Raw genomic sequence first — 21,702 nt, 5'->3', positions numbered from 1 at the left:
TCCCTATCAGTCGACGACCCCTACCAGGCCCGCTGCCTGGATGCCCGCGAGGGCCGCGGCCTCATCATTGTCAGAGGTATCGCCTGAGACGCCGACCGCGCCGATCACGGCGCCGTCCGCGTTCTTGACGAGGACGCCTCCTGGGACCGGCACCAAGGCGCCCACGGCGTGTGTCACGGCGGCGATGAAGTAGGGCTGTTGTTCGGCTCGTCCCATCAGCGCCCGCGATCCCATGCCGAGTGAGACCGCGCCGTACGCCTTCCCGTAGGCGACCTCGTAGCGCTTGTTGCTCGACCCGTCCTCGCGTTCGACGGCGACGACGTGCCCGCCACCATCGAGCACCACCACGGTCAAGGGCTTGTAGGAAGCGTGTTTCGCGGCGCTCAGGGCACCCGAGATGATCGCGCGGGCCTGGGAGAGGGACAGATTCACAAGGAGGCTCCGTTCTGGGTCGACTTCACATTGCGGCGGCGCCGATGGAGGATCGGCTCGGTGTAGCCGGACGGCTGGGCGAGGCCCTCGAAGACGAGGTCATGGGCTGCGGCGAAGGCATCGCCGTCGTACGACGGCCCCATCGGCCGGTAGCCGGTGCCGGCGTTCTGCTGGTCGACGACATCGGCCATCCGGCGCAGCGCCGTCTCGACCTCGGCGGCCGTCACGACGCCGTGGGCCAGCCAGTTGGCGACATGCTGAGAGGAGATCCGGCAGGTGGCGCGGTCCTCCATCAACCCCGTGCCGTGGATGTCAGGCACCTTCGAGCAGCCGACGCCGTCGTCGACCCACCGCTTCACGTAGCCGAGAATCCCCTGCAGGTTGTTGTCGAGCTCGGCGATCCGGTCCTCGTCACTCCACGCAGAACGCTCGGTGTCCCCGGCGAAAGGTATCGTCAGCAACCGTTCGAGGGTCGAGCGCTGCTGCTGTCCGGCGAGCTCACGCTGGCGCGCCGCGACATCGATCTGGTGGTAGTGCAGGGCATGAAGCGTCGCCGCCGTCGGTGACGGCACCCAGGCACAGGACGCACCTGCGCGAGGGTGTGCGATCTTCTGCTCGAGCATCGCGGCCATCGCGTCGGGGATCGCCCACATGCCCTTGCCGATCTGGGCGCGACCCTGCAGACCGCAGGCCAGCCCGATGTCGACGTTCTGGTCCTCGTAGGCCGCGATCCACTCGGTGGACCTCATGTCGGCCTTTCGCACCATGGCGCCGCCGCGCATCGACGTGTGCAGCTCATCGCCAGTGCGGTCGAGGAACCCGGTGTTGATGAAGGCGACGCGACCGCGGGCAGCATGAATGCATGCCTTGAGGTTGGCGGAGGTACGGCGCTCCTCGTCCATGATGCCGAGCTTGATCGTGCCGAGCCGGAGGCCCAACAGACGCTCGACGGCGGCGAACAGGTCGTCGGTGAAGGCGACCTCGTCAGGACCGTGCATCTTCGGCTTGACCGCGTACATCGCACCAGTCCGCGAGTTACGCAACGCGCCGCGGCCTTGGAGGTCGACCAGACTGCACAGGGCGGTCATAACGGCGTCGAGGATGCCCTCGGGGACCTCCTCTCCGTCGATCAGGATCGCGTCGGTCGTCATGAGGTGGCCGACCTGACGGATGAACAGCAGTGATCGGCCCGGGAGCTCGAACGGACCATCGGGTCCGTCGTACGAGCGGTCCAAAGCGAGACGGCGTGTATAGGTCGCTCCGCCCTTGGTCACCTCGGCGCTCAGCGTGCCCTGGTTCAGCTGGAGCCAATTCCGGTAGCCGGCGACCTTGTCCTCCGGGTCGACCGCGGCGACCGAATCCTCGAGGTCCATGATCGTGGAGACCGCGGACTCCACGAGCAGATCTCTGACTCCCGCAGCATCGCCGCGGCCGACAGGGTCGCTGCGATCGATCTGGATCTCGACCTGCAGGCCGTGATGGATCAGGAGGATTCCCTCCGGGACGGCTGGGTCGCCTCGGTGGCCGACGTACTGGGCAGGATCCCTGAGCGATGTCGTCCGCTCCCCGAGGCGGATCTGCAGGGTGCAGCCGTCGATGGCATAGCCGGTCGAGTCGACGTGGCTGCCCTCGGAGAGAGGGAAGTGCTCGTCGAGGAAGGCTCGGGCACAGGCGATCACAGCAGCACCGCGCCGCGGGTTGTACGACGTGCCACGCTCCTGCCCGTCGCGTTCGGGAAGGGCGTCAGTTCCATAAAGCGCGTCGTAGAGCGAGCCCCATCGGGCGTTGGCCGCGTTCACGGCGAAGCGCGCCTTGAGCAGGGGAACAACGAGCTGAGGCCCGGCCTGGAGAGCGATCTCGGTGTCGACGTCCTGGGTGGAGATGGTGAAGTCGGCCGGCTCGTCGACGAGGTAGCCGATCTCGCGAAGCATGCGCACGTAGGCCGCACGGTCCTGCACCGGTCCGGGGTTGGCGGCATGCCAGGCATCGAGTTCCGCCTGTAGCGCGTCTCTGCGGGCCAGCAGCCGTCGATTGCGCGGAGTGAACTCCGCGAGCAACCGCTCAAGCCCGGACCAGAAGGTCGCCTCGTCGATCCCCGATCCGGGGAGCGCCTCGTCCCGCACGAAGGCGTGCAGGACAGGAGCGACCGACAGCCCGCCAAGCTTGACGCGTTGCGACATCTGATTCATCTCTCCGTAGAGCGGAATTGAGCAGTTTCAAGCCGGAAGAACATGTGGAGATGCGACCACGGAAATGAGCGGCAGCGGAAGCCGTGGCCGGCTCCGCGGCATGCGTGTCCCATCGGGGTCCTGCAGGCCGGCGCCCTGTGCCCCCGGTTGCCTCGTCACTTTGGGCCAATGAGCCCCCCGGCCTCTGCGTGGTGCCATGCCTGGTCGACGACAGCATCGATGCTCCGCGTCGTGGGCGGCCCGCCCTCTGCCGCGTTCCGCGGGTCGTCCAGTGCCCGCCGCAGGATGCCTTCACCGATCACAGCGATCTTCCACAGGCCGAACACGTGCCAGTAGGCGAGATCGGCGCCGTCGCGGCCGGACGCCTTGAGGTACGCCTCCGCGAGTTCTTGACGGCGCGCGAAGCCCGGCAGCGCCGAAGCTCCGAAGAGGAAGGACCGGGACTCGCCGGCCTCGGGCCAGTACGCCAGCAGACTGCCGACGTCCGCCATGGGGTCACCGAGGGTGCTGAGCTCCCAGTCGAGAATCGCGCGCACGGTGCCGTGGTCGGGATCGACGATGACGTTGCGCATATGGAAGTCGCCATGTACGAGCGACTCGTCGCGCTGGTCAGGCATGCGGGTCTGCAGCAGTGCCGTCAAGGCGTCGAGCTTCGGAAGATCGCGAGTGCGCGACTCCTGCCACTGCCGTGACCACCGCTTGAGCTGACGGGCTGCGTAGGGCGCGCGGCTGCTCAAATCGCCGAGACCGACTTGGTCCACGTCGACCTCGTGCACGCGTGCGAGTGCAGTCGCCAGAGACGGCCCCAGAGCCGCCCGCAGCTCAGATCCGAGACTCGCTGCGGTCTCTTCCCTGTCGACGACCAAGCCGTCGACATGCTCCATGACGACGACGGGAGTGCTCGCGAGCCGCTCGTCCTCGAAGCGGGACACGGTTGCGGGAACCGGAACGCGGGTGTCCCTGAGCGCGCTCAAGATGCGGTACTCGCGGAGCACGTCGTGCGCCGACGCCAGAAGGCGGCCTCTCGGCGGTCGCCTGACGATCCAGCGACGTCCGGACCGGTCGGTGACCCGATACGTCAGGTTGGACTGCCCGAGTCCGACTCTGGCAGCTGCCAGCGGCCCCTCGACCTCGATGCCGTCCGCGAGTAGGAGCTGCTCCAGCACACGCAGGTCGAAGGCGACCTCCGCGGTGGCGCTGCTCACGTTCTATCGCCCGCGCTATCGCCCGCGCGAAAATCCGCAGCGGTGACGTCCGGTATGGTGGCACCGAGTCGCTGCCCGCCGTCGATCACGAGCGTCTCGCCTGTGATCCAGGACGAGGACGGCGCGGCGAGGAACACGATGGCGGCCGCGACGTCTTCCGGTTCACCGATGCGCTTGAGCGGGATACGTCCGGCCACTTCTGGCTCGTGGTCCTTCCACAGCAGTTCCGCCAAGCGGGTGCGGACGACACCAGGAGCGATCGCGTTGACTCGGATGCCCGGACCCAGCTCGGCCGCGAGCTGCTGGGTCAGGAAGATCAGTGCGGCCTTGGAGGCACCGTAGAGGCCGAGGTCCGGGTCCGGGGCGAGTCCGCTGATCGACGCGGTGTTGATGATCGAGCCGCCGTTCGCCTGCATCCACGCCTCAACGACCAGCTGTGACCACATCACGGGTGCCCAGAGGTTGACGTCGAAGGTCTTGGCGAACCGTGCGTGGTCCTGTGACAGCACGCGTCCGTACGCGGGGTTGGTGCCGGCGTTGTTCACCAGGATGTCGACGCTGCCGAAGGTTTCCATCGTCCGGTCCACGCACGCGCGGGCACGCGTCTGGTCGGTCGCGTGCGCTCCGATGCCGAGCGCTCTCTCCCCCACCGTCGATGCGGCTGCTTCTGCGGCCTCTCGCGTCCGGGCGGTCAGGACGACATTCGCGCCAGCGGCATGGAGGCCCGCGGCGGCCGCCAGGCCGATGCCGCGCGATGCGCCTGTGACGATCGCGGTGCGGCCTTCGAGCGGCGCGGTCATCGCTTCACGTTCCAGTCCGGGTCGATGCGACGCAGCTCGACCTGGGCAATGGTGCGCTTGTGCACCTCGTCGGGCCCGTCTGCCAACCGGAGTGTGCGCTGGTGGGCGTAGAAGCTCGCGAGAGGGAAGTCGTCGGTCATGCCGCCACCGCCGTGCACCTGGATGGCCCGGTCGATGATCTTAAGAGCGATCTGCGGAGCGGCCACCTTGATCGCGGCGATCTCGGTACGAGCCGCTTTGTTCCCGACCGTATCCATGAGCCAGGCGGTCTTGAGAGTCAGGAGCCGGATCATCTCGATCTCTATGCGCGCCTCGGCGATCCAGTCCTGGACGTTCGACCGGGTCGCCACCGGCTGTCCGAAGGTCACCCGAGACTGCGCGCGCGCGATCATGAGGTCGAGCGCCCGCTCAGCGGCGCCGATCGAACGCATGCAATGGTGAATGCGGCCTGGCCCGAGACGGGCTTGGCTGATCATGAAGCCGTCCCCTTCACCGGCAAGGAGCGCCGTCTTCGGCACGCGTACGTCGTCGAAACGGATCTCGGCGTGTCCCTCTCGGTCGAGGTAGCCGAAGACCGGCAAGCCTCGCACGAGGGTGACGCCCGGCGTGTCCAGCGGCACCACCATCATGGACTGCTGACGGTGGGGAGCGGCGGTGGTGTCGGTCTTACCCATCACGATGAGCACCTTGCACTTCGCATGGAGGGCGTTCGTCGCGAACCACTTGCGCCCGTTCAACACGTAGTCGTCCCCATCGGCGTCCATCCGGAGTTCGACATTGGTGGCGTCGGAACTCGCGACGCCGGGCTCGGTCATGCAGAACGCCGAGGCGATCTCGCCGGCGAGCAGGGGCTTGAGCCACTTCTCCTTGTGCTCGGCTGTGCCGAAGAGCTCGAGGACTTCCATGTTGCCCGTATCAGGCGCGTTGCAGTTGATCGCTTCGGGGGCGAGGAAAGGGCTGCGTCCTGTGATCTCGGCAAGCGGGGCATAGTCGAGGTTCGACAGTCCCGGCGCTCCCCAGTCCTCGCGCGCATGAGGGTGAAACAGGTTCCACAGGCCGCGCTTCCTCGCTTCGCTCTTGAGGTCTTCGAGGATCGGGGGGTGGAAGTAGGGGTCGCCCGCGTCCGCCATCTGCGCGGCGTAGACGGGCTCCGCCGGATACACGTGGTGGTCCATGAAGTCCAAGAGCTTGTCCCGGTACTCCAGCGCTCGAGGGCTCGCTGCGAAGTTCATGAATTCTCCTGCGTCGGATAGGGCTGTGGGATCAGGCGGTGAGCGAGCGATCGGCTGCGACGTGACAGTGACCGGTCCTCGTCTCGGTGCTGCGAGGTTCGGCATAGCCGCCCCGAACGAAGACCAGAGGAGCGTTGGGCTCGTCAGCCAGACGCACATCGCGGACAGCGCCCACGACGAAGTCGTGGTCGCCGACTTCGAGTACGGTCTCGATCTGGCAGTCGATCCACATGATCGCGCCTTCCAGATGCGGGTCCTGGCGAACGTCGGCATCGACGAGCCGGTCGAAACGGGTGGGGTCCTTCGTTGTGAAGGCCCGGCACACCGACTCCTGATGCGAGCCGAGGACATTGACGCAGAAGCGGCCGGCTCGGCGGATGTGGGGCCAGGTCGTGCTGCTGTGATCGGCGAGGAAGCCGACCAGCAAGGGGTCGAGTGAGACGGCCGTGAAGGACCCGACGACGAGCCCGACGGGCGCGCGCTCCTCGTCGCGTGAGGTGATCAACGCGACGCCCGTCGGGTAGTGGCGAAGCGTCGCTCGAAACTCATGGGTGCTCACGTGGCGCGATGTCGTCATGTCCTTGCCTTTCACTTCACACTCCGGGGCGTACTGGCGCTGCGGCGATGCCGGCGCTGACCCGAACGGCGAGGCATTGAAATTTCAGAGAAACATCTCTGCAATGTCAGCACCATAGATGTGACGTTCATAACGGTCAAGAGTGTGGTGGTGCGAAGGCCCGGCCGAGGTACCCGTGGGGCTAGGAGAGGCGCAGGGGCGCGTCAGCGATGCCCGGCGCAGACTGCAGCACGCCAAGAGCGAGGCGGCGGACCGTCTCGGTGACGATGTCGAACCCTTCGATTGCCCACTGCGGGTTCCGCTCACGCATCGAGCGGAGGAGATTGCCGTCCTGGGCTCGCAGAGCCTCTCCCATCTCGGTCCCGGCGCGGTTTGCGATGACCAGGACGCGGCTGAGGTCCACCGAGTACCTGTCATAGATCGCGGTAAGTCGCTGGCTGTGCGCCATGCCGACGATCGAGCTGAAGATCCCGTAGGTCCAGTCGGTCACGTCGGCATCGCCGGAGGGAAAGTGCTCAGCCCATGCCTCACGGTCATGCGCGCGCTGGAACTCGGCGACCTCCTCCGGAGTGGCTCGCTCGACAGCACGCTCGATGATCGCCCGACCGACGACCGCCCACACGTCGAAGAGGTCCGCCACGTCCGCGAGGGTCATCGGGGCGACTCGGTATCCGACGCGAGGTGTGGCGATGAGGAAACCGTCGTGGCGCAGTGTGGTCATCGCCGAGCGGACCGGCGTCAGCCCGAGGCCGGTGGCATCGGACAGCTGCTTCTCGGTGACCCAGGCCCCAGGTGCGAGCTGGCAGTTGGCGATCATCTCTCGCAGGCGTCGCAGCGCCAACCCGCGCAGCGCCTCCTTCTCCACCTCAGTCACGTTGACATGTTAGCCATCGCGGCCGGCTCGGGTAGACGCGGAAGTGCGGGAGGTGCGCCGGCGGCCGATCGGTCATCGTGAGCGTTCTGCTGCCCGCGTTCCGGGGTGGCGGTGCTGAAATTTCTCAGTAACTTATCTGGAATTTCAGGGCGTGAACCTGCATGCTGTCGTGATGACGGCGCTCACGCTGGCCTTCAGTGCTGGAGCGGTTAACCCATCGACCAGAGAACGGACCAGGGACGATGAAGGTCGCCTACACGTGCCTCAACCACTACGCCGACAAAGAGGTCCTCGACCTCAATTTCACGCCGACGGCGCGTCGCCTCTGGGATCGCCAGCGCGCACAGCAGTCGCTCTCGGAGACCTTGTCCCTCGTCAAGCTCGCTGACGACCTCGGTTTCGACTACATCAGCTTCTCCGAGCACCACTACACGGGCGGCATGATGAATCCGAATCCCGCGGTCTCTGCGGCGGCTGTGTCCCAGTTGGTGAAGAACGCAGGCGTGGCTCTCCTCGGGCCGCTCGCCTCGATCAACAACCCGGTTCGCATCGCTGAGGAGCTTGCGATGCTTGACCACCTGACCGATGGAAGAATCATCTGCGCGCCGCTCCGCGGCACGCCCAACGAGTTCGTCAACTACAACGTCGACGCAGACGAGACGCGGGGACGAACTCAGGAAGCCATGCTCCTGATCCGCAAGGCCCTCACGAGCCTGGAGCCCTTCAGCTGGGACGGGACGTACTTCCAGTTCCCCGTCGTCTCGGTCTGGCCAGGCCCTACCCAGACGCCCCACCCACCTCTCTACAGCTCGGTCAACAGCCCCGAATCGGTCGACTTCGCGGCGCGTCACCGGTTCGCTGCCGCAGCCTCCTACTACGAGCCTCAGATGATCGCCAACATCATGGACAGCTACCGCGACCAGTGCGAGAAGCACGGGTGGACTCCGTCGCCCGAGCAGCAGCTGTACCGCTCCTACGTCGTCGTGGGAGAGAGCCCGGCGCACGCAGTTGAGCTGAAGGAACGCTTCGCCGGCGACAATCCGCCGCCTCACGCGTTCGCCCCCGGCTTGACGAGCGATGCCGAGATGACGAAGAAGGACATGGCAGGCTTCGGCTTCGGCTTCCTGCAGTTCGTCGGGGATACCAGCGAAGTGACCGAGCAGATCATCGAGTTCCAGCGGATGACGGGCGTCGGCATGCTCGACCTCGGATTCACCTACGGCTACTTCACCCACGACGAGACCGCTGACATGGTCACCCGCTTCGCCAAGGACGTGCTCCCGAAGCTGCGAGGGCTATAAACAGTGGCTTGAGGTTGACGTCGATGCCAATGATCACGACGGCGAGCAAGCAGCCGGCGTCGCTCTGCGCACCTTTCATCGCTTTCCCCCCATCCCGACCTGCCTGAGCAAGGACGTTCCACCGTGGAGACCTTCCGCCTGCCCAACGGCCTGAGTGCCGACGTGTTTCGTCCTGTCTCCGCCGGCTGGGGGTGCGCGGTGCTCGTGCTGCACGGCGGCGGATGGAGGCACGGCGCCAAGGAAGGTGTCCACACCCGCTGCGCGGCGCTCACGAGCGCTGGCCTCACCGCGGTGGCAGTCCAGTACCGGCTTCTGGGATCGGCTCATTGGCCCGCGCCGCTCGATGATGTCGCGGTCGCCTTGAAGTGGGTTCGAGGGGCGGCGGACGAGCTCGGGGTCTCGCCCGACAGAGTCGTCGTGCAAGGCCACTCCGCGGGGGGTCACCTCGCGCTACTCGCTGGAACTCTGCCCGACGAGGTCCGCCCTGCGGCGATCGTGGCCTACTACCCGACGACGGGGTTCTACGCTGCCCGCGCACCGGAGGGTCCGCGCTTCGCCGAGGCCGCGGAGTTCGACAGCGAGGGCCGGGCGCCTGCGTGGACGCTGTTCGACGTTCCCGTGCCGGCGGCCGAGCTCCGGGCGGCGAGTCCCATCGACCTCGTGAGTCCTCAGTCTCCGCCGACCCTCCTGATCCACGGCACGGCTGACACTGTCATCCCGTGGCGGGTGAGCAGCGCCTTCCATGAGCGTCTGCTCGATCTCGGTGTGCTCACCGACCTCCTCCTCGTCGGAGGGCGAGATCACGAGTTCGATCGTGCACCGTTCATGCGATCCACCCTCGCCCACGCTACCGAGGCGTTCGTGCGGCGAGCCGTCGTCGACCGTCAGGCCATCGAGGCGGAGTCATCGCGCTACCCGTTCCCTCCTCGCGACGGCGAGGAGGAAACAGATCCCAGTAGCCACGCACGCCCGAAAGCGACGAGCCGGGTGGGCTTGAACTGAAGCAGGCATGCGGCGGGCGTCCTGAAGAGACGATATAGCGCAGGAACGGGGCCGCAGAAAGGGGCGCTCGGCGGCACGAGGTACGTTTCTTCGCCACGCCAGAGGAACTGTACGCCGCCATGGACGTCGCCACGATCCGGGCACAGGTGATCCGAACTCGACCCCGACCCCGACCCCGACTTCGAGCCTGCTCGCGGGTTCATGGCCGTGGTCGATGGAGTTCTCGCCTCCACCGACGTCGGTGGTCCCGAGGATGAGCTGTCGGTGGGTTTGGCCGTCAGGGTCACCCGCCTGCCAGATGGAGGAGTCCAAGGGGTGTGGCCGAAGTCAGTGGTCGTAGGCGGTCAGTGACCGGTTGGTCGGCTGATTGGTCTTGCCGTTGTGCCAGATGGCCGTGGTCAGGGCCAGGATCTTGATGAAGCTGCGGGCAATGGTCTGGCGCAACGGTTTGAACAGACGCGCTCCGGCTCGCTCGGCGATGATCGTCTGGCCGAGGTGCCCGGCCATGACCTGCGGCGCGCTGTGCAGCATGTCCAGGAGCACCTCACGCTCATCGGCCTTGGCACCGGCCAGCGCGGGCCCAGCCGGCCAGCATCCGGATCACCGCCATGAGCAGCCCGATCGACCTGCGCAGCCGGCGACGCTCGCAGTGGTGGCCGAGCAGAGCCGACAGCACCGCCAGCGTGATCAGCTCGGCATCAGCCAGCTTGGACTCATCCATCTGGAGACAGCCGAGAGGTCGAACGGCTCCTGATACGAGTGGCGCCCAGGTGTGGTCGGTGCACCACGTCCGTCAGCGCATGAAGGGGGTGGTCGGCACCCCGACCTGACCCTTGAGGATGCGCTGGGCGTCGCGAACGAAGTCCACCGCGCGGGCTCTGGTCTCGACCGGGTCGATTATGTCCTGACCGGTGACTTCCGCTGTGCGATAGACCGACGAGATGGCCTCGAGCCGGCTCTGGATCGCGGCCAGCTCCGCCTCGGGATCGGGAGCCTCGGCGATCTCGCGGCGGTACGCCGCACTCACTCCTCCGGCCAGGTGCATGGAGCCCCAGCGAGCCGACGGCCAGGCATATCGCCGGAACATGCCGGAGGGCCGGTGGTGGCACTGGCCGGCGACGCCGAACAGGCGTCCCACTACGAACGTGACCATTGGCATGCGGCTTCGACACACGGCGGCGACGAGCCGTGCTCCGGCGGTCTCGATTCCTTGCCGCTCTGCGTCGGGGCCGACCATGAAGCCGGGTTCATCGGCAAGGTCGACGACCGGAAGGTGGAAGGTGTCGCACAGCTGGATGAGGCGGGCAGCCTTCGATCCTGCCGCGACGTCAGTCGAGCCGCCCAGCTCGCACGGGTCGTTCGCGAGAATTCCGACGGGGTAGCCGTCGATCCGTGCCAGCCCTGTGATCCGCGAGCGTCCGTGATGCTCTCCGATCTCGAAGAACGAGCCTCCGTCCACGACGGCTCCGATCGCGTGCCGCATGTCGAATGCCTGGCGCGGATCCCGGGGAACGAGGTGACGCAGTTCTCCGACCTCCACGTCGGGCTTCACGGGCGCCGCCAGAGGGGCGAGCTCGTTGACGCTGCTCGGCAGGTAACTGAGGAACCGACGGATCTGCGACAGCGCGTCGTGTTCGTCATCTGCCAGGTTGTCGACGGTGCCGCTCACCGACACGTGGAACTCGGCGCCACCCAGATCCTCCTTCGTGACGTCGATCCCAAGAGCGGCCTTCACGACGGGCGGCCCCCCCGGAAAGAGGAAGGAAGTGCCGCGCACCATGACGTTCCAGTGGGCAAGGCAGGCATTGATGGCGGGAAGACCGGCGACCGCGCCCATCACGGCGGAGACGACCGGCACACGGTCGAGCAGTGCGACGTCCACTGCGGACCATGTGTTGCCGTCCGGGGTGTAGGTGCGCCCCAGTTGCTCGAACGTGCGAACGCTGCCGCCGGATGCGTCGAGCAGTCTGACGAGTGGCAGATCCCACTCGAGTGCACGTGAGTTGGACGGCATCTCTTCGCCGAGCGCCCCGTGGGAGGCCCCCATCGCGCCGCCGCGCACGGTGAAGTCACCGGCCGTCAGCACCACCCGACGGCCGTCGATCGAGGCGATGCCGTCGATCTGGCCCTCGGGCACGACCGACATGAAGCGGCCGTGGTCGTCGTACGTCGCTGTGCCCACCAGGTGACGGAAACGCTCGAAGGAACCGGGATCGACCAGGCCGTCGATGCGGTCGGTGACGAGAAGCTTGCCTTGCGCGCGCTGCTTGGCGACTCCCTCCTCTCCGCCAAGGGCCCTGGCCATCTCACGACGGCGATGGAGCTCGGCCAGCTCATCCGCCCAGGGGCCGGGGTCGTCGGTCCGCAGGTCGCTCATCGGGGTCCTTTCGTGCTGGCGTCCCGTGCATGAAGGAAGTCCTCGCGGAGTCGGAACTTCTGGATCTTGCCGGTCGGTGTCGTGGGGATCGCCGGAACGACGATGACGTGCTGAGGACACATGAACCGTGGCAGCTCGTTCTCGGCCCAGGCCAGCAGTGCCGGGGGTTCGAGGGCGGCCCCGGCCACCACGGTGACGGCGACGACGATGTCGTCCTCGTCCCCCTCGGCGGAGGGCACGCCGAACGCGGCGGCCATGTCGACGGCAGGGTGTCGGCGGATGAGCTCCTCGACGAAGTAGGCCGTCACGTTCTCTCCGCGTCGTCGGATGCGAGATCCCATGCGCTCAACGAAGTAGAGGAATCCGTCGTCGTCCGCCAGGACCGCGTCGCCGGTGTGGAACCACAGGTCCCGCCACGCGCCGGCGGTCGCCTCCGGCTTGTTCAGGTAGCCGAGACTGAGCAACGCCGGTGCCTTGGGCCGCAAACCGAGCTCCCCGGTAACGCCCGCCGGCAGTGGTGTTCCGTCGTCGTCCAGGACGGCGACTTCGTACCACGGGTTGGGCCGACCCATGAATCCCTTCTTGTTCACATTTGCGCCATCCATGAAGCAGCCGCCCGCGCTCAGGACGCGGGCGCTGATCTCCTCGTGGCTCAACCCGCGGTAGAGCTCATCGGGCGTTCCTGTGCCCGGTGGGCACTCCTCGAGTAAGGCGGCAAGGACGTGGCCGGACTCGGTCTGACCGAAGCCGGCGAGGACGAAGTCGATGCCGAAGCGCTGCGCGATCTCGCGGTGGTTGGAGGGCAGGGGCTGCATCGTGACGAGCTTCAGCGTATTACGCGTGTCGTCCGGACCCTCCGGTGCGTTCATGAGCCACGGCGTCATGACGTCCATCAGCGTTGCCATGGTGGCGCCGACCTCGTCGATACGCTCCCAGAAACGGCTGGTGCTGAACTTGTCCCACAGGCCGACTCCAGCCCCGCTCCAGCTCGCCCGGGCGATGCAGAAGACCGCACCGCCGACGTGGTAAAGCGGGAGATCGCTGTAGACGACGTCGTCCGGAGTGGTCAGCTGCCGGGCCAGCCACGTGTACTGGGCCATCCACCGATGGCTGATGATGACGCCCTTCGCAGGCCCCGTGGTGCCGGACGTGTAGATGACGCAGGCTGGATCGGCGAAGCCGACGGCCGGTCGTTCCCACGTGCAGGCGACATGGAACTCGGGCTCCCTCAGCACGCCCTCGGGCAGGGGAGCGGCGTCGTCATCCGTGGACACCACGAGGGGTGACAGCGGCGATGCCTCGATGGCCGGTAGCAGTCGCGCCAGCTGCTTCTGTTCCGTCAGGATCACCGCGGGTGCGGTGTCATCGATGAGGTAGGTGAGGATCTCACCGTCGTAGCCGTCGTTCAACGGGCTGAAGACGGCGCCGAGCCGCCACGAGGCATACATCCAGAGGACTCCTGGCAGCGGGTCGCGCAGATAGGTGGCGACTCGATCGCCCGGCCGAACTCCGTGTCCCTGCAGGTTGGCGGCGATCGCATCGGTGGCCGCCACTACCTGACCGTAGGTCCACCACCGCCTGCGAGCACCGTCGTAGAGCATCCGCCGGCCGGGCTCCCGGAGTGCCCAGTCGTCGACCGCTTCGGAGACGACCTCCGGGGCCTGTTGCAGGAGATCGGTCACCGACCGCGTCTCCTGGTGCTTCGCGACCCAGGTGGGGACGTCGTGCACAGCGCCTCCTCTTCTTCACCGCGGGGTGGGGGAAGCATATCGAATTTCCCCAAAATTTCGACATCTTCTCAAAATATCTATCTTTCGCTACGCTGCATCGGACGCTCGATCGAGCGCCACGATCCTCAGACAACAGGGAGTGACGATGAGTCCCCTTGATCCCGTACTCGCCGAGCGTCATGGCGCCGTCCTCCTGCTCACCCTCAATCGACCCGAGCGTCTGAACGCGTGGACCGACGAGATGGAGGATCTCTACTTCGACCTGCTGGCGGATGCCGATGCCGATCCCGACGTCCGCGCGATCGTGGTCACGGGAAGTGGCCGGGGCTTCTGCGCCGGAGCCGACATGGAGGTCCTCTCCTCCGTCGCCTCGAAGACGACGGAAGAACTCCGGCGGCCACGCCCCAAGTCGTTCCCGCTCACCATTCGCAAGCCGATCATCGGTGCCGTGAACGGGGCCGCCGCGGGTCTCGGCTTCGTCCAGGCGATGTACTGCGACGTCATTCTGGCGTCGTCCCGAGCCGTCTTCCTCACGAGCTTCGTGCGGCGGGGCCTCATCGCCGAGTACGGCATCGCCTGGGTGCTGCCTCGCCGCCTCGGTCACGGCCGGGCCTCGGACCTGCTTCTCTCCGGCCGCAAGGTCGATGCCACTGAGGCGGCTCAGATCGGGTTGGTGGACCGGCTCGTCGAGGGCGACGTGGTCCGTGCCGCCCTCGACTACGCAGCGGAGCTGGCCGAATGGTGCTCTCCCACCTCAATGGCGGTGATCAAGCGTCAGCTCCGGGATGATGCAACCCGCGGCTTCGACACCGCTTTCAGCGAGGCGGACCGCCTCATGCTCGAGTCGTTCGCCCGCCCTGATCTCGATGAGGGCGTCGCCAGCTTCGCCGAGCGTCGCTCGCCTGAGTTCGCTCCGCTTGCGAGCGCGCAGGATGCCTGAGTCTGCGCGACCGCGCACGATCCGCCGCCTTCTCATCGCCAATCGCGGCGAGATCGCGGTCCGGCTCGTGCGGGCTTGTACCGACGAAGGAATCACCAGTGTCGTCACGCACGTGGACGCCGACGCCGACGCACTCTCCGTCCGCCTCGCCGATGAGGCCATCCGCCTCGGCGACGGCTCGCCGTCGGCCTACCTCGATGTCGCAGCGGTCGTCGCAGCGGCTCGAGCGGCGCATGTGGACGCCGTCCACCCAGGTTACGGCTACCTCTCCGAGAGCGCGGAGCTGGCAGCCGCTGTTGAGGACGCGGGCCTGATCTGGGTCGGCCCTTCTCCAGAGGCGATCAGCCGGCTGGGTGACAAGGTGTCCGCGCGTGAAGTCGCAGCGTCGATCGGAGCTCCCCTCGCACACGGGACGCCTGGGCCCCTCTCGGACCCTGCTGACGCCCGCTCGTTCGTCGAGCTCCATGGTCTCCCGGTCATCATCAAGGCTGCGCACGGCGGTGGGGGTCGCGGCATGCGGGTGGTCCGTGACCTCAGTGAGCTCGACGAGGCGTTCGGTGCCGCGACGCGCGAGGCGACGGCAGCGTTCGGCCGCGGTGAGTGCTTCGTCGAGCAGTACCTTGATCGGCCTCGTCATGTCGAGACGCAATGTCTCGCGGACATGCACGGAAACGTCGTGGTGCTCTCGACGCGTGACTGCACCGTCCAGCGGCGCCATCAGAAGCTCATCGAGGAGGCTCCGGCACCCTTCCTCGACGATGCGCAGACCGCGGTCCTTGTCGCCACGTCGAAGAAGCTGCTCGCCGAGGTCGGTTATGTCGGCGCCGCCACCTGCGAGTTCCTCCTCGCGGCGGATGGATCGATCGCCTTCCTTGAGGTCAACACCCGGCTCCAGGTGGAGCATCCCGTGACGGAGGAGGTCGTCGGCATCGATGTCGTGCGGGAGATGCTGCGTATCGCCCGGGGCGAGCCGCTCGGCTACGACGACCCGACAGTGCGGGGCCACGCCATCGAGTTCCGGATCAATGCAGAAGACGCGGGCGCAGGCTTCGTGCCCGCCGGTGGCAAGCTGCGCCGCCTGCGACCCCCCGGAGGTCCCGGTGTCAGATTCGACGCGGGTTACGAGGAGGGCGACGAGGTACCCGCGCTGTTCGACTCCCTGATCGGAAAGCTCATCGTCTGGGGGCGCGATCGTGGACAAGCGCTCGAGCGGGCTCGGCGCGCTCTCCGCGAGTTGCGGGTCGAAGGAGTGCCGACCCTCGTGCCCGCACATCTCCAGATCGTCTCGGCGCAGGACTTCGCAACGCTCGAACCGCCTCTCCGCGTGCACACGACCTGGGTGCAGGACACAGCGGACCTCGACGTCGCTCCATGGGCTGACGGCGAGGACCGGGTCGACGACCGCGGGAACACCATGCCCGTGGAGGGAACCGAGCTGGTCGTCGACGTCGACGGACGGCGCCTCACCATGACAGTCCACGCCGTGCGTCCAGCCGGTCGAACGGACCGGGGCCGGAGCGTCGCTGCGGCCCGAGCGGGCGTCATCAGCGATCACGGGTCTGTCGTCGCCCCGATGCAGGGTGTCGTGATTCGAGTCCTCGCCCAGGAGGGAGAGGCCGTCGAACGAGGGCAAGCGATCGCCGTGCTCGAAGCGATGAAGATGGAGCAGGTCGTCCTGGCGCCCCGTGCAGGCATCGTGGGTGACCTCTGCATCGCTGCCGGCGACACCGTGAGCCGCCACCAGGTCCTGGCTCGGATCACCTAAGCAGCCTTCGAGACGGAGAAGAGACCGTGACAACCCAGATCGCACGACCCCGCAGCTATGACGATCTCGCCGCCCTGGTCGGCGACGAACTCGGCGTCTCCACATGGTTCGACATCACCCAGGAGCGCATCGACGCGTTCGCGGACCTGACCCGAGACCGTCAGTGGATCCACGTCGACCCGGTTCGCGCCGCTGCGAGCAGCTTCGGATCGACCATCGGGCACGGGCTCATGACCCTGTCGCTCGGACCGGCGATGCTCGAAGAGCTGATCTCCTTCGAGGGATTCGCTCATGCGTTGAACTACGGCTACGAGCGGGTCCGCTTTCCGGCTCCGCTGCCCGTGGGGTCGCGTATTCGCCTACGCGCGACGATCACTGCGGTCAAGCCGGACGAGGGACAGGGCATCCACACTCTCGTGGCGCAGGTCTTCGAGCGCGAAGGGCACGAGAAGCCGGTCTGCGTGGCGACCCAGGCCGCCCGGTTCTTCGAGCGGTCCTGACGATGGCGATGCCTCGCGCAGAGAATCACAACGACGCACATTCCGATACGAACTTAACTTGTCGAACAAAGGCCCTGGACCGGGGTCCAGCAGCCGTCGACCTGAAGGTTGGGAGCTCCCGCCATGAAACTGGCCACCTACCTCCACGCCGGTCGTCAGTCCTTCGGGCTCGTAACGTCCGACGGACTGGTCGACCTCAGCGTGCGGCTTCCTGGGGTCGACTCGATTCGCTCCCTCCTGGAGCGCCAAGCGCTCGCTGACGCCGGCGCCTTCGTCAATGCGGCCGCTGACCACCACCTCGCCGAGGTCACCCTCCTTCCGCCCCTCCCTGACGCGGGCAAGATCCTCTGCGCGGGAGTGAACTACGAGGACCACCGAAAGGAGGGTGACCAGCCCAAGGCCCCGTACCCGACGTTCTTCATGCGTTTCAACGACAGCCATGTCGGTCACGGGCAGGCGCTGGAGAGGCCCTCGGTGAGCGAGCAGTTCGACTACGAGGGCGAGCTCGCGGTCGTCATCGGTTCGACGGCGGAGGGCGTGAGCCGGGAAGAGGCGCTCAGCCACGTGGTGGGCTACTCCCTCTACAACGACGGATCCGTCCGGGACTGGCAGACACACACGTCCCAGTGGGGTCCGGGTAAGAACTTCGACCGCTCGGGAGCCTTCGGGCCGTATCTGTGGACGGTCGACGAAGTCCCCGACATCACGGCATCGAGGCTCATCACCAGACTGAACGGTGAGGTGCTGCAGCAGGCCGTGGTGAGGGACATGACCTTCGACATCGCCACTCTCGTGAGCTACGCCTCGACCTTCACCACCCTCCGGCCCGGTGACGTGATCGTCACCGGAACTCCCGCAGGCGTGGGCATCGCGCGCAACCCTCAGGTGTTCATGCGGCCGGGCGACGTGATCGAGATCGAGGTCACCGGGCTCGGTGTGCTGTCCAATCCGGTGGTGGAGTCCTCGAGGGCCGCCCAGGAGCCGAGCTGGCTCTGAGCGCATGGCGCAAAGACCCGGGCCGCCCGTCAGGAGGCGGCGTGCTCCGCGCGGAAGCGGATCAGGAGGTCGGCCGTCGTCTGCAGGTGTTGCGTCAGCAGCTCGACGGCCTCGTCCTCCGCGCGGGCGAGCGCCGCGCGGGCGATCGCCGCGTGCTCGGCGTGCACGTCGCGATGGTGGTCGGCGGCGGGCACCGACGCCCACATCCGGTAGAGCTCCGACGATGTGAACAGCTCGTCGCGCAAGTCGAGCAGGAGCGGGCTGCCGCAGCCGCTCGCCAGCGCGTAGTGGAAGTGTCGGTGCACCTGCGGCCAGCTGCCGCCCGGGTCCTCCGCGGATCCCGGGAGCGTGACGGGAGTCCGTTCGAGCGTGTGGAGGCTTGAGACGATCCCGGCTTCCCAGTCCACTCCTCCACGCTGGATCGCCCAGCGCAACGCGACACCCTCGACCTCGCAGCGGACGGCTGTGAGATCCCGGAGGTGCGCCTCGTCGATCGAGACGACCGCGAACCCGAGCTGAGGTGCGGAGACGACCAGACGGCTCGCGACCAGTCGAGTGAGGGCTTCCCGGATCACCGACAGGCTGACGCCGAAGCGCTCGCACAGGGGCTTGAGGCGCAGACGTTCCCCCGATGGGATTCGGCCCTCGAGGATGTCAGACCGAATGGCATCTGCCACCTCCGTCGCGAAGCTGGTGCCCGATCCTGCTCGTCGAGCATCGCTCTTGGAAGGCATTCTGGCTCCTCAAGGTGAGTGGAAGAGGGTGCCCCCCGGCACCGTCCACGCGGCGCCGGTCCATGCTTGAGGCACGGGCGCGGGCCCGTGCCTGCTGATTGACGCTCAGATTCCTGCGCCCCTCAGCGCGAAATCGACCTCGAGGTCCCCCTGCCCTTCCCGATGGGGCGCGGCGGCAGAAGCACGATCTGGCGTTCATCACGTCCCCCCGCAGGTTCGGATACTCGGAGCCCATGAAAGCATCCACGTCCGCCGACCGACGAGAGGTGGATTCGATCGATGTACCGCGCCATCTCATCGGGCCGGCGGGCAGCAGACCCCGTCGGCCCGAGATCGGTGTACAGCCGAACGAGGCCGACGAGAAGGTCGCGCTGCTCGTGACCCCGTCGGTCCGCCGGCCGATCGGCCTCGAACCGGTCTGGGGAGATCGGGAATGGGCTTTCAGGTGGGAAACCCCGATAGCTGCGCCCTGCCACTCACCCCTCCTGGACTCATCACGCGAGCCGCCGACCGATCGTGAGGATCGACCTCTGTCCTGGCTGTCGACAGGGGCGGCGCGATCCCCCGCAGCTCACAGAATATCGATATCTAGTGGATTTATCTACACGACAACGCGCAGCCCGCGCGGAGCTGGAGCCGCCCTCCACGCCGTGCCGCCCGGCATGAGGCAGGCACATCTCCAGGTCGCGGCCGTCCCCCGGCCGATAGGGCGCGGTCATTGACGTCGGTAGACGGCATGGTTATCGTAATGGTCATCAAAAATCGATATTTTCGATGATGTTCCTACTGAGAGGCTCCCATGAGCGGCATTACGACCTCCTCTCGTGGCGTCGACGTGGCGCCGCTCGTCGACGCCCTGTCCGAGGGCATCGTGCTGACGGATCCGGACAGCATGGCGAGCTATCGCTGGGATCGTGCCAACGATCCTGAGGCGGGAACGCCGCTCGTCGTCGTCCGGGCTACCTGCACAGAAGACGTGCAGACAGCCGTCCGGTTCGCTGCGGAGCACGGGCTCCCCGTCATCCCCCGGGGCGCGGGATCGGGTTTGTCCGGCGGGGCGACGGCGATCGATGGGAGCGTGGTCATCTCGACCGAACGGATGAGGGCCATCACGGTCGACCCGAACACCCGCACGGCCGTCGTCGAGCCGGGACTCTTCAACGTTGAGGTCAAGGCTGCGGCCGCGCAGCACGGCCTCTGGTACCCACCGGACCCCTCATCGTTCGAGTTCTGCAGCATCGGCGGCAACGTCGCGACCAACGCCGGCGGCTTGTGCTGCGTGAAGTACGGGGTCACGGCGGACTATGTCCTCGGTCTCACGGTCGTGCTCGCGGACGGCACGGCCGTCGAGCTCGGCGGGCCGCGTCTCAAGGATGTGGCCGGTTTGGCGCTCACGAAGCTCTTCGTCGGAAGCGAAGGGACACTCGGCATCGTCACGCGGATCGTCCTTCGCCTCATCCCCCCGCAGCGTGTCCCGTCGACACTGGTCGCGACGTTCGCCTCCCTCGATGACGCAACAGCGACGGTTCTCGACATCTCCCGTGTCATGCGTCCCTCGATGCTCGAGTTCATGGATCGGGCCTCGATCAACGCGGTGGAGGACCTCACCCGGATGGGACTCGACCGAAGCGCAGCTGCGATGCTGGTCGTGCAGTCCGACGAGCCTGCGGGCTTCGCCGCGCAAGAGATTGAGGAGGTCGCCCAGATCTGCCGACGGCATGCGGCCGTCGAGGTCTTCTCGACCGACGATCCGGATGAAGGAGAGGCGTTCGTCGTAGCACGCCGCATGGCCATTCCGGCGGTGGAGCAGAAGGGCGCCCTGCTGCTGGAGGATGTGGGCGTTCCCCTCCCGGAGCTCGGTGCCCTGGTCCGCGGGATCGAGCGCATCGCCGAGATGCGCGAGGTGACCATCGCGGTCATCGCCCACGCCGGGGACGGCAACACGCACCCGCTCATCGTCTTCGACCCGGCCGACGAGGACCACGCCCGGCGCGCTCAAGTCGCGTACGGCGAGGTCATGGACCTTGCGGTCGCCCTCGGCGGCACGATCACCGGCGAGCACGGCGTCGGCAGACTCAAGCGCGCTTGGCTTCCCGGCTACCTCGGACCCGAGGTGCACGCCCTCAACAAGCGCATCAAAGACGCTCTGGATCCACAGAACATCCTCAATCCAGGCGCAGGTATCTGACCGCCGACAGGTGACCTCGCACTCTTCTCAACGGCCGCGAAGTCTCCGGCCGGCAGCGCCTTGCGGCGCAGATCGAAGCCGACAAGAACAGGATCTGACATGTCAACACCACAGCGCGTCGCCATCGTGACCGGAGCAGCGCGAGGGATCGGTGAGGCGGTGGCGCACCGCCTCGCCACGGACGGTCACGCCGTCGTGGTACTCGATCTCCTGGAGAAGGACTGCGCACGAGTCGCGGACGCCATCTCAGCGGCTGGCGGTGTGGCCCTCGCTGTCGGTGCCGACGTCTCGGACGAGGCGGCTGTCGAGGCGGCCGTCAGCGAGGTCGCCGACAGGCTGGGCCCGCCCACGATCCTGGTCAACAACGCAGGCATCATCCGCGACAATCTCCTGTTCAAGATGTCGGTCTCGGATTGGGACCAGGTCATGGGCGTCCATCTCCGTGGATCCTTCCTGATGTCGCGGGCTGCTCAGAAGTTCATGGTGGAGGCCGGTTTCGGCCGCATCGTCAACGTGTCGAGCTCGTCCGCGCTGGGCAACCGGGGCCAGGCCAACTACGCAGCGGCGAAGGCCGGCATCCAGGGTTTCACCAAGACCCTGGCTCTTGAGCTCGGCCGCTTCGGCATCACCACGAACAGCGTCGCTCCCGGCTTCATCGAGTCCGACATGACCCGCGCCACCGCGGAGCGTCTCGGCGTCTCGTTCGAGGAGTTCCGGGACACGTTGGTCAGCAACATCCCCGTCGGCCGCCCGGGCGCACCGGAGGATGTGGCCGCCGCGGTCTCCTTCTTCGCCCGAGAGGACGCCGGGTTCGTGTCAGGACAGGTCCTGTACGTCGCCGGCGGCCCCCTGAACTGACC

Annotated in this window: 20 protein-coding genes; 8 read left to right on the top strand and 12 right to left on the bottom strand. The window is 67.0% G+C overall.

Features of this window, described 5'->3' with window-relative positions; all coding sequences use genetic code 11:
* Positions 1–6 precede the first annotated feature (6 nt).
* The 7 genes from AB0H75_RS27150 to AB0H75_RS27120 all read right to left on the bottom strand — a co-directional run bounded on the left by AB0H75_RS27150 (position 7) and on the right by AB0H75_RS27120 (position 7,309).
* The gene (locus tag AB0H75_RS27150; protein ID WP_367800779.1) at positions 7–432 is read right to left on the bottom strand and encodes a heme-binding protein; all 426 of its coding nucleotides are present in this window, start codon (positions 430–432) and stop codon (positions 7–9) included.
* Positions 429–2,621, bottom strand: a complete 2,193-nt coding sequence (locus AB0H75_RS27145; RefSeq protein ID WP_367800777.1) for a malate synthase G — start codon at positions 2,619–2,621, stop codon at positions 429–431. Before AB0H75_RS27145 ends, AB0H75_RS27150 begins: the two co-directional genes overlap by 4 nt.
* A gap of 155 nt (positions 2,622–2,776) precedes the next feature.
* Positions 2,777–3,826: a phosphotransferase family protein gene (locus AB0H75_RS27140; protein ID WP_367800775.1), complete on the bottom strand. Its 1,050-nt coding sequence runs from the start codon at positions 3,824–3,826 to the stop codon at positions 2,777–2,779.
* Entirely contained in the window at positions 3,823–4,626 is an 804-nt protein-coding gene (locus AB0H75_RS27135) for an SDR family oxidoreductase (protein WP_367800773.1), read from the bottom strand. Before AB0H75_RS27135 ends, AB0H75_RS27140 begins: the two co-directional genes overlap by 4 nt.
* Positions 4,623–5,858: an acyl-CoA dehydrogenase family protein gene (locus AB0H75_RS27130; RefSeq protein WP_367800771.1), complete on the bottom strand. Its 1,236-nt coding sequence runs from the start codon at positions 5,856–5,858 to the stop codon at positions 4,623–4,625. The genes AB0H75_RS27135 and AB0H75_RS27130 overlap by 4 nt, the downstream gene beginning before the upstream one ends.
* A gap of 31 nt (positions 5,859–5,889) precedes the next feature.
* A complete protein-coding gene (locus tag AB0H75_RS27125; protein WP_367800769.1) occupies positions 5,890–6,450 on the bottom strand; it encodes a flavin reductase family protein in 561 nt (186 codons plus the stop codon).
* 166 nt (positions 6,451–6,616) lie between these two features.
* Positions 6,617–7,309: a GntR family transcriptional regulator gene (locus AB0H75_RS27120; protein ID WP_367800767.1), complete on the bottom strand. Its 693-nt coding sequence runs from the start codon at positions 7,307–7,309 to the stop codon at positions 6,617–6,619.
* A 242-nt stretch (positions 7,310–7,551) separates the two neighbouring features.
* Here AB0H75_RS27120 and AB0H75_RS27115 point away from each other — a divergent pair, with 242 nt between their 5' ends.
* Both AB0H75_RS27115 and AB0H75_RS27110 read left to right on the top strand, forming a co-directional pair.
* Positions 7,552–8,610 carry an LLM class flavin-dependent oxidoreductase gene (locus tag AB0H75_RS27115; protein ID WP_367800765.1) on the top strand — a complete coding sequence of 353 codons (1,059 nt, stop codon included), beginning with the start codon at positions 7,552–7,554 and terminating at the stop codon, positions 8,608–8,610.
* Positions 8,611–8,733: 123 nt separating this feature from the next.
* Positions 8,734–9,612 carry an alpha/beta hydrolase fold domain-containing protein gene (locus tag AB0H75_RS27110; RefSeq protein WP_367800763.1) on the top strand — a complete coding sequence of 293 codons (879 nt, stop codon included), beginning with the start codon at positions 8,734–8,736 and terminating at the stop codon, positions 9,610–9,612.
* Positions 9,613–9,939: 327 nt separating this feature from the next.
* On the opposite strand, the gene AB0H75_RS27105 is transcribed toward AB0H75_RS27110, so the two are convergent.
* From AB0H75_RS27105 to AB0H75_RS27090, 4 genes are all read right to left on the bottom strand, one after another.
* Complete coding sequence (locus AB0H75_RS27105; RefSeq protein ID WP_367800761.1) at positions 9,940–10,143, bottom strand: hypothetical protein; 204 nt, start codon at positions 10,141–10,143, stop codon at positions 9,940–9,942.
* Positions 10,144–10,162: 19 nt separating this feature from the next.
* Entirely contained in the window at positions 10,163–10,333 is a 171-nt protein-coding gene (locus AB0H75_RS27100) for a hypothetical protein (protein WP_367800759.1), read from the bottom strand.
* Between the two features lie 72 nt (positions 10,334–10,405).
* On the bottom strand, positions 10,406–11,989 hold the full coding sequence (locus tag AB0H75_RS27095) for an acyl-CoA carboxylase subunit beta (protein ID WP_367800757.1): 1,584 nt from the start codon (positions 11,987–11,989) through the stop codon (positions 10,406–10,408).
* Entirely contained in the window at positions 11,986–13,719 is a 1,734-nt protein-coding gene (locus AB0H75_RS27090) for an AMP-binding protein (protein ID WP_367800755.1), read from the bottom strand. The genes AB0H75_RS27095 and AB0H75_RS27090 overlap by 4 nt, the downstream gene beginning before the upstream one ends.
* Positions 13,720–13,864: 145 nt before the next feature.
* Between AB0H75_RS27090 and AB0H75_RS27085 the strand changes: the two genes are divergently transcribed.
* The 4 genes from AB0H75_RS27085 to AB0H75_RS27070 all read left to right on the top strand — a co-directional run bounded on the left by AB0H75_RS27085 (position 13,865) and on the right by AB0H75_RS27070 (position 17,920).
* Positions 13,865–14,659 carry an enoyl-CoA hydratase-related protein gene (locus AB0H75_RS27085; RefSeq protein WP_367800753.1) on the top strand — a complete coding sequence of 265 codons (795 nt, stop codon included), beginning with the start codon at positions 13,865–13,867 and terminating at the stop codon, positions 14,657–14,659.
* A 19-nt stretch (positions 14,660–14,678) separates the two neighbouring features.
* The gene (locus AB0H75_RS27080) at positions 14,679–16,424 is read left to right on the top strand and encodes a biotin carboxylase N-terminal domain-containing protein (RefSeq protein ID WP_367800815.1); all 1,746 of its coding nucleotides are present in this window, start codon (positions 14,679–14,681) and stop codon (positions 16,422–16,424) included.
* Between the two features lie 26 nt (positions 16,425–16,450).
* Positions 16,451–16,924, top strand: coding sequence for a MaoC family dehydratase (locus tag AB0H75_RS27075; protein ID WP_367800752.1), 474 nt, complete (start codon positions 16,451–16,453; stop codon positions 16,922–16,924).
* 123 nt (positions 16,925–17,047) lie between these two features.
* On the top strand, positions 17,048–17,920 hold the full coding sequence (locus AB0H75_RS27070; RefSeq protein WP_367800750.1) for a fumarylacetoacetate hydrolase family protein: 873 nt from the start codon (positions 17,048–17,050) through the stop codon (positions 17,918–17,920).
* Between the two features lie 29 nt (positions 17,921–17,949).
* On the opposite strand, the gene AB0H75_RS27065 is transcribed toward AB0H75_RS27070, so the two are convergent.
* Positions 17,950–18,654 carry a GntR family transcriptional regulator gene (locus tag AB0H75_RS27065; protein ID WP_367800748.1) on the bottom strand — a complete coding sequence of 235 codons (705 nt, stop codon included), beginning with the start codon at positions 18,652–18,654 and terminating at the stop codon, positions 17,950–17,952.
* A gap of 799 nt (positions 18,655–19,453) precedes the next feature.
* Here AB0H75_RS27065 and AB0H75_RS27060 point away from each other — a divergent pair.
* Together AB0H75_RS27060 and fabG are read left to right on the top strand one after the other, a co-directional pair.
* Positions 19,454–20,842: an FAD-binding oxidoreductase gene (locus tag AB0H75_RS27060; protein ID WP_367800746.1), complete on the top strand. Its 1,389-nt coding sequence runs from the start codon at positions 19,454–19,456 to the stop codon at positions 20,840–20,842.
* A gap of 99 nt (positions 20,843–20,941) precedes the next feature.
* The gene (gene fabG, locus AB0H75_RS27055; protein ID WP_367800813.1) at positions 20,942–21,700 is read left to right on the top strand and encodes a 3-oxoacyl-ACP reductase FabG; all 759 of its coding nucleotides are present in this window, start codon (positions 20,942–20,944) and stop codon (positions 21,698–21,700) included.
* Positions 21,701–21,702 lie beyond the last annotated feature (2 nt).

It is taken from the genome of Nonomuraea sp. NPDC050783 (assembly GCF_040802095.1).
In the GTDB taxonomy this organism is placed as follows: domain Bacteria; phylum Actinomycetota; class Actinomycetes; order Streptosporangiales; family Streptosporangiaceae; genus Nonomuraea.
Note: the sequence above shows the minus strand (reverse complement) of the source record. Positions and strands in the feature narration are given on the sequence as shown.